This is a genomic window from Ilumatobacter sp., assembly GCF_049588435.1.
Lineage (GTDB): Bacteria > Actinomycetota > Acidimicrobiia > Acidimicrobiales > Ilumatobacteraceae > Ilumatobacter_A.
The window spans coordinates 1-7,202 of record NZ_JBAVYV010000530.1; the positions used below are offsets into that span (position 1 = coordinate 1).

The following is a 7,202-nucleotide window of genomic DNA, read 5'->3' on the forward strand; positions in this document are numbered from 1 at the left end:
GCCGAGTACCTGGATCCCGAACTGTGCGCAGATCGCTGCCACGTGATCGGGGTCGATGTCCTCGGGCTCGGGCATGGTCGGCTCCGGCGTGGGACTGCCGAGCGTCGCGACGAAGCGCTCGAATTGCGCGGGTGTCGACACCTGCAGGACGCGCGCCATGTCGGATCGGACCTGAAACGTGTGCGCCTGCTTGCGCGGGAGCCAGACGACGGCTCCAGCTGAGTGCACGGCTTCCACCCCGCCGCAGGAGAACCACACCTCGCCTTCGACGACGTAGAACATCTCGTCTTCGATGTCGTGTCGATGCAGTGGGGGAGCGAAGTCCTTCCCCGCGGTGAACTCCATCACGGTCATCTGACCGTTCGAATCCTCGCTCGACACCTTCGTCGTGAAGAGGTGGTTGAGGAAGTGGTAGTGGTCGCCGGCACCTGCGGCGACGAGGGTGGGGCTCTGCAGTGTCATGGGCTCGACCGTACGAATCGACCCGGCGTGGCACCATCCCGAGTGTGCGGGGAGTGATGCCCCAACCGAGGTGACGTTCCCCCGCAGCTGGGGGATGGCACGCACTCGCTCACGCAACGTATGGTCGGCGCATGGGTGTGGAGGCGTTCGTGGCAGCTCGTGACGAGTTGATCTCGGCGCAGGGACGCGCCGTGACCGGTGAGGATGCGTGCACGGTCATCGCCGAAGCATTCCGACGCGTGGCCCGTCACGACGCGGCAGCGGTCATGACGACCGACCCCGAGACCCACCTGCCCGCCGGCGGAATCGTGACCGGCTTCGACCCCGAGGCGTGTGTGCCGTTCTGGGACAACGAACTCCTCGACCCCGACTTCAACAAGTTCAACGACCTCGCGCGGAGCATCGACCCGGTCGCAACGCTCGCCGAGGCGACCGATGACGACCTCGATCGCAGCCCCCGATATCAGAAGCTCTACGCGGCAGCGGAGGTGAGCGACGAGTGTCGGGTCGTGTTCATGTCCGGGTCGTCGTGCCTGGCGATTGCGGCGTTCGTGCGCTGCGATGACACCGCGTACACCCCGACCGAGATCAGCGATGTCCGGAACCTCCTGCCCCCGGCGACCCACCTGTTGCGCAGTGCGATGGTGCATGTGGGCGAGCCGCTTTCCGAGGGCGGCCCCGTCGTCGTGCTTCTCGATGCGTCCGGCGGCGTGATCTCGCGGTCGCTCGGAGCCGACACGGTTCTCGACGATCTTCGAGTCGAGATCGACGGTGAGATCCCCGGCACGGTGCTCGTCGCTGCGGCCCGGGCCCGGGCACGCAAGGAGCCGACCCGTTTGACCACGCGGTTGCGCGGAACCAGCGGCAGGTGGGTGCGGATGCACGTCGCGCCGATGGACGGAAACGACGGCACCGTGTCGGTCACGATCGACGCTGCAGCACCGGGCGATCTCGTCCCGATCCTGCTCGATTCGTACGGGTTGTCCGAGCGTGAGGTCGAGATCGTGCTCCAGCTGTGCCGTGGCATCGGCACGAAGGAGATCGCCGTCGAACTGATGATCTCGGTGCACACGGTTCGAGATCACCTCAAGTCGATCTTCGAGAAGGCCGGAGTGAACAGTCGGGGTGAACTGGTGGCGCGCATGTTCTCGGGTCACCTGCTGCATCCGTTCCACGACCGCGTCGTGCACGTCCGAGCCGTCGGCGCAGTGTCGTAGCCGCGCCGCCTCGATGCGGAACGGGACGCCTCCAGCACTCGCAGGCCCGTGGATTCGGCGGAGCTGACTCACCACGTTCGACCGACCCGGTACCCTGGCCTGACCGTGACAACGACGAGTCGGCGCCGATGACCAGCTGGTGGAAAGCCACCGCCACGTACCCACCGACGTGGGCTGCGGCGGTCATCGTCGGTGCCGCGACGTGGGGTCTCCTCGCCTGGCTCGATCCGCCGGTCGGGTTGACCATCGTGCTCATCGGGCTCGCCGTCGGGTCGATCGTGGCGTGGCCGTTGACCATGACGACGACGGGCAAGTTGGCCGAGTTGCAGTTCGCGATTCCCCGTGTCGAAGAGGTCGACCCAGCCGAACTCGCAGCGCTCGCGGCCGAGCTAGCCAGACTCGACGACACCCAGCCCGCCGAGCAACTCGCTGCCCTGCAGCAGAAGCGGGGAAGTCTGATCGCGGTGCTCGAACACCGGCTCGATTCCGGAGAGCTCACCTACTCCCGCTACCTCGCGACGTCACAGCAGGTGTACAACTCAGCGCTCGACAACCTGCACGAGGTCGCCGTCGCGTCCGAGAGCATCAGCTCGATCGACGAACAATACGTCCAGCGCCGACTGTCCGAACTGGCCGATGACCACTCCGACGCGGAGTCGGCCGACCGCGAGCGCACGACCCTCGAGCGCCGCCTCGCACTGCGCGACACGCAGCGTCGCAAGATCGCTCGGCTGATGGCGCAGAACGAAGCGGCGCTCACGTCACTCGACCGAACCACGACGGCACTCGCCGACGTGCCGATCGGCAAACGTCCCGAGGACGCCGACGCGGCCATGGCTGCGCTCGAGGAGCTGGCCGATCGTGCCGGCCAGTACGCCGATTGATGCGATTGATTCCGCCCCGCCCGACCCGATCCGACCCGATCCGCCGAAAGCGAACCCGCATGACCGACAACCCGACCACATCCAGCGCCGGCCCTCAGGCTCCCGCGCTCCTCGACCTGAACCTCGACGTCGAGCAGACCAAGGCGGAGTTGGCGCTGCCGGAGCCCGAGCCCCGGGACGAACTCACCGCGCGCGCCTCCGAGCAGGTCGACCGACTGTTGGTCGTCGACCCGGCGAACCAGGAATCACGCGATGCCGCGCGCGCTGCGGTCGAATCGATGGGTCGTGATCTGCAACAGCGTGCCGCGACGCGGAGCAAGATGCTGCAGGCGCCGATGCGTGACCTCGCGCAGGCCAGCGAGGACGGCGGACCGGTCGCGAAGTCGCTCGCCGACCTGCGGATGGAGGTCGAGAAGCTCGACCCGTCCGGACTCGACACCGACGCCGGGTGGCTCACCCGCACGATCGGCAAGATCCCCGGCGTCGGAACACCGCTCAAGCGCTACTTCATGCGCTACGAGAGCTCGCAGACCCAGATCGATGCGATCATCGGTTCGTTGGAGCGCGGTCGGGACCAACTCAAGCGGGACAACGTGACACTGTCCGACGACCAGTCGAACATGCGCGAGTTGACCGTGTCGCTCGCCGATCAGATCGCACTCGCGCAAGCACTCGATCAGGTCCTGGTCGAGCGGTTGGCGACCGAGATGGGTCCCGACGACCCCCGTCGCCAGTTCGTCGAGGAGGACATCCTCTTCACGATTCGGCAGCGAACCCTCGATCTCCAGCAGCAACTCGCCGTCAACCAGCAGGGGGTGTTGGCCACCGAACTGATCATTCGCAACAACCGCGAGCTGATCCGGGGTGTGGACCGTGCGCTCGACGTGACGGTGAGTGCGCTTCAGGTGGCGGTCACCGTCGCGCTCGCGCTCTCGCACCAGAAGCTCGTGCTCGACAAGATCGACGCGATCAACACCACGACGTCCGAGATGATCGCGGGGACGGCCGCCCGCCTCAAGACGCAGGGGACCGAGATCCACCGACAGGCGACCGGTTCGATGCTCGACATGGACGCGCTGCGCACGGCGTTCGAGGACATCGACATCGCCCTCGAACAGATCTCGACGTACCGCAAGGACGCCCTGCCGATGATGGCGGCCAACATCATCGAACTCGATCAGCTCACCGGCGACAGCGAAGCAGCGATCGAACGGATGGAGCAGGGACGAGCCGCCACGGATCGACTCGAACCGGACGGTGGCCCCATCGACATCGGCGATGTCACCCCCAGCGGCGATGACGAGGGCAGCCGATGACCGTCGGGATGCGTCGCCGGACGCAGACTCGAATGCGGGTTCTTCCCCTGCTCGTCCTCGCGTTCGTCGCCGTCGCCTGTGTCGGCGGAGACGAGGACAGCGACGAGCCGCTCGAGCCCGCGGAAGCATCCGCACAACTCGACGAGCTCGTCGACGACATCGACTGGTTCGACGAGCCCGTCACTCGGAGTGCATCGATCCCGCCTCCCACCGGTGCCAATCTGGCGAACACGCTTCCGCCGATCGACGAATTCCCCATCGTCGTCCAATCGCGCGGTGCCGATGAGGTCGTCGAGGTCTGGTCGTCGACCGAGAAGTCGGGAGAGGGCACCGACGGCTGGATGACCGAGGCGGCCGCCGCGTTCAACGACGCCGGGCTCACGCTCGCCGACGGCAGCACCGCCGGCGTCGACCTGCGCAGTATCGCCTCCGGCACCGGCTACCAGTTCATCGCTCGCGGCCAAGAACTTCCGCAGGGATTCACCCCCTCCAACGAGTTGTGGACCGAGATGTCGGCCGAGTTCCAGACGATCACCCCGATCTCGGAACAGACCGTGCCGAATGTCGCCGGCATCGTGATGAAGGACGAGACCGCCGAGCAATTGACGGCCGACTACGGCGAGCTGTCCGCAGCCAACCTGGTCGATGCGGTGATCGCCGGTGACCTGGTGATGGGCTACACCGATCCGTTCGCATCCAGTACCGGACTGAACTTCCTCGTCACCGTGCTCGACACGATCGCCGGGGGAGACGAGAGTCAGGTCACCTCTCCGGACGTGACCAGCGTGTTCGAGCAGTTCCAGCGTCAAGTGCCGTTCGTCGCTCTCACCACACTGCAGATGCGTGATTCGGTCGAGAACGACACCGGCACACTCGATGCGTTCGTGATGGAGTGGCAGACCTACACGAACACCGACTCGCTCGACTCGGGTTTCCAGTTCATCCCCTTCGGCGTCCGTCACGACAACCCGCTCGTCGGTGTCGGCGACATCTCGGCGCAGGACCACGAGGTCCTCGAGCTCTTCGGCGATTTCGTCGCCGGACAGGAGTGGCAGGAGCGCGCCGCCGAGGTCGGATTCGACCCCGCCCCGTACACGTCCACGATCGAGGTGCCGTCGGGATCGACGCTGATCGAGGAGCAGAACGTCTGGAAGGACAAGAAGGATGGTGGGCGTCCGGTGTCGACCGTCTTCGTGGTCGACGTGAGCGGATCGATGGAGGGAACCCGGATCCAGGCGGTCCGTGACGCGATGTTGTCGGCCCGCGAGTTCATCAAGCCCGCGACGAGCGTCGGTGTCGTCGAGTTCAACGACACCGCCATCAAGCGTCTCGACCTCGGAGAGTTCGACCTCAACCAACAGGGCCGCTACTCCGCCATCGCCGAGGATCTCAGCCCGGGCGGTGGCACGGCGATGTACGACGGCATCGTGCTCGGCCTGTCGATGCTCGACCAACAGCGACAGACCGACCCCGACGTCAAGCCGATCCTCGTCGTCCTCACCGACGGCCAGACCACCGACGGCCTCTCGTTCGACGATGTCGACGACGTGATCGAAGGTCTCCGCATTCCCGTCTACACGGTGGGCTTCGAAGCCGATCTCGAAGAACTCGGCAGGTTGTCGTCGCTGGTCGAGGCAGCGAGCATCGACGCAAGTGAGCAGGACGTGGAATTCAAGATCGCTGCGCTGTTCAATGCCGGCGGCTGACCCAGGCCGCCGGGCGAGCGTGATGCGGAGCTCGGTTCCGAACCCCTCGGACGCGGCGAGGTGTCGATCGACGTGAAACCGTTCGCGATCTGGTTGAGTGCGGTCGTCGTCCTGTTCGGCGGGTACGCGCTGGTGGCGTCGTCGCTGCGCGAGACCACACAGGTCTTCGTGTTCGTCGACTCGTCGAACCCGATGGCCCCCGTGTGGGGAGACGTCCAACGCCGACTCGACGACATCGACGACCGCGGCGACGCCGAATTCGCGCTGGCCCACGGGCAGAGCCGTCAGGACGAACTGGACCACTCCTGGCAATCCGAACTCACGTTGAGTGGAGTCCAGCCGTTCGCTCCGTGTTCGTTCGACGCGATCGACAGCTCTCGAGAAGCGGCCGAAGCCGACGAACGGATCCTGATCACCACGTCGTCGTCGTGCGACACGAGCGCACTCGTCGACTGGGACGTCGTCTTCCTCGAACCCTGACCCGGCCAGAGCTGGGCGGCGTTGCGCGCGGCGGGGCGGCTCCGTAGCATTACTTGGTCCTCTCAGCGGGGGTTCCGTACGTCGGCCGCTGTATGGCGGACGCACATCCAGTGCGTCCAACTCACCACATGTCGAGCCTGTGCCTGCTGCACTCGCCGATCCTGAACGAACGAGGTTTCGTCAATGCCAACAATCCAGCAGCTCGTCCGTCAGGGGCGCAGCTCGAAAGTCACCAAGTCGAAGACGCCGGCGCTCAAGGGTTCGCCCCAGCGTCGTGGCGTGTGCACCCGCGTGTACACCACGACCCCGAAGAAGCCGAACTCCGCGCTGCGCAAGGTCGCTCGTGTCCGCCTGAACTCGGGTATCGAAGTCACCGCCTACATCCCCGGCGAAGGCCACAACCTGCAGGAGCACTCGATCGTGCTCGTGCGCGGCGGTCGTGTCCGCGACCTCCCGGGTGTGCGCTACAAGATCATCCGCGGAACCCTCGATGCCGTCGGCGTCAAGAACCGCAAGCAGGCCCGCAGCCGCTACGGCGCCAAGAAGGAGAAGTGATCAGAGATGCCTCGTAAAGGTCCCGCTCCCCGCCGCGATCTGGTCGCCGACCCGATCTACAAGTCCGTCGTCGTCACGCAGCTGATCAACAAGGTGATGCTGCACGGCAAGCGCACCATCGCCGAGAAGATCGTCTACGACGCAATGGAGATCATCCAGAGCAAGCTCGAAGACGACGAGCTCGCGATCGACACCGTCAAGCGTGCGATCGACAACGTCAAGCCGCCCCTCGAGGTGCGCAGCCGCCGTGTCGGTGGCGCCACCTACCAGGTGCCCGTCGAGGTTCGCCCGCGTCGTTCAACGACCTTGTCGATCCGCTGGCTCGTCGATTTCGCTCGGAACCGTCGCGAGAAGTCGATGGCTCTGTGCCTCGCGAACGAGCTGTTGGATGCGTCCAACGGCCTCGGTGCCGCGATGAAGCGCCGCGACGACATGCAGAAGATGGCCGAATCCAACAAGGCGTTCGCCCACTACCGCTGGTGATCGTGCACGCCTGCGGCGTGTGACACCGATCGACGAGGAGCCCGGGTCGCGTGACCCGGGCTCCCGCCGTTTTCGTATCAACTGGGGTCTGACCCCAGT

The 7,202-nt window shown here is 65.8% G+C and carries 8 protein-coding genes; 7 read left to right on the forward strand and 1 reads right to left on the reverse strand.

The annotated features are described in order from the left end of the window. Positions 1-462 (reverse strand): cupin domain-containing protein (locus WBV89_RS19920; RefSeq protein WP_423983073.1); only part of this gene is annotated, 462 nt, incomplete at its 3' end. Positions 463-593: 131 nt separating this feature from the next. Here WBV89_RS19920 and WBV89_RS19925 point away from each other — a divergent pair. From WBV89_RS19925 to rpsG, 7 genes are all read left to right on the forward strand, one after another. Further along, positions 594-1,679, forward strand: a complete 1,086-nt coding sequence (locus WBV89_RS19925; RefSeq protein WP_423983074.1) for a helix-turn-helix transcriptional regulator — start codon at positions 594-596, stop codon at positions 1,677-1,679. Positions 1,680-1,807: 128 nt separating this feature from the next. Further along, a complete protein-coding gene (locus tag WBV89_RS19930; RefSeq protein ID WP_423983075.1) occupies positions 1,808-2,563 on the forward strand; it encodes a hypothetical protein in 756 nt (251 codons plus the stop codon). A gap of 59 nt (positions 2,564-2,622) precedes the next feature. Further along, positions 2,623-3,879, forward strand: coding sequence for a toxic anion resistance protein (locus WBV89_RS19935; RefSeq protein ID WP_423983076.1), 1,257 nt, complete (start codon positions 2,623-2,625; stop codon positions 3,877-3,879). A 32-nt stretch (positions 3,880-3,911) separates the two neighbouring features. Continuing rightward, on the forward strand, positions 3,912-5,585 hold the full coding sequence (locus WBV89_RS19940; protein ID WP_423983077.1) for a vWA domain-containing protein: 1,674 nt from the start codon (positions 3,912-3,914) through the stop codon (positions 5,583-5,585). A 72-nt stretch (positions 5,586-5,657) separates the two neighbouring features. Continuing rightward, complete coding sequence (locus WBV89_RS19945) at positions 5,658-6,065, forward strand: hypothetical protein (RefSeq protein ID WP_423983078.1); 408 nt, start codon at positions 5,658-5,660, stop codon at positions 6,063-6,065. A gap of 183 nt (positions 6,066-6,248) precedes the next feature. Beyond that, positions 6,249-6,620 carry a 30S ribosomal protein S12 gene (gene rpsL, locus WBV89_RS19950; protein WP_015440371.1) on the forward strand — a complete coding sequence of 124 codons (372 nt, stop codon included), beginning with the start codon at positions 6,249-6,251 and terminating at the stop codon, positions 6,618-6,620. 6 nt (positions 6,621-6,626) lie between these two features. Next, positions 6,627-7,103 (forward strand): 30S ribosomal protein S7, encoded by a 477-nt coding sequence (rpsG, locus tag WBV89_RS19955; RefSeq protein ID WP_423983079.1) that lies wholly within the window; start codon positions 6,627-6,629, stop codon positions 7,101-7,103. The last annotated feature ends 99 nt before the right edge of the window (positions 7,104-7,202 follow it).

Excerpts from the sequence above, each read along its gene's own strand:
- WBV89_RS19925 (WP_423983074.1), top strand. The coding sequence starts at position 594 with ATGGGTGTGGAGGCGTTCGTGGCAGCTCGTGACGAGTTGATCTCGGCG.
- WBV89_RS19930 (WP_423983075.1), top strand. The coding sequence starts at position 1,808 with ATGACCAGCTGGTGGAAAGCCACCGCCACGTACCCACCGACGTGGGCT.
- WBV89_RS19935 (WP_423983076.1), top strand. The coding sequence starts at position 2,623 with ATGACCGACAACCCGACCACATCCAGCGCCGGCCCTCAGGCTCCCGCG.
- WBV89_RS19940 (WP_423983077.1), top strand. The coding sequence starts at position 3,912 with ATGCGGGTTCTTCCCCTGCTCGTCCTCGCGTTCGTCGCCGTCGCCTGT.
- rpsL (WP_015440371.1), top strand. The coding sequence starts at position 6,249 with ATGCCAACAATCCAGCAGCTCGTCCGTCAGGGGCGCAGCTCGAAAGTC.
- rpsG (WP_423983079.1), top strand. The coding sequence starts at position 6,627 with ATGCCTCGTAAAGGTCCCGCTCCCCGCCGCGATCTGGTCGCCGACCCG.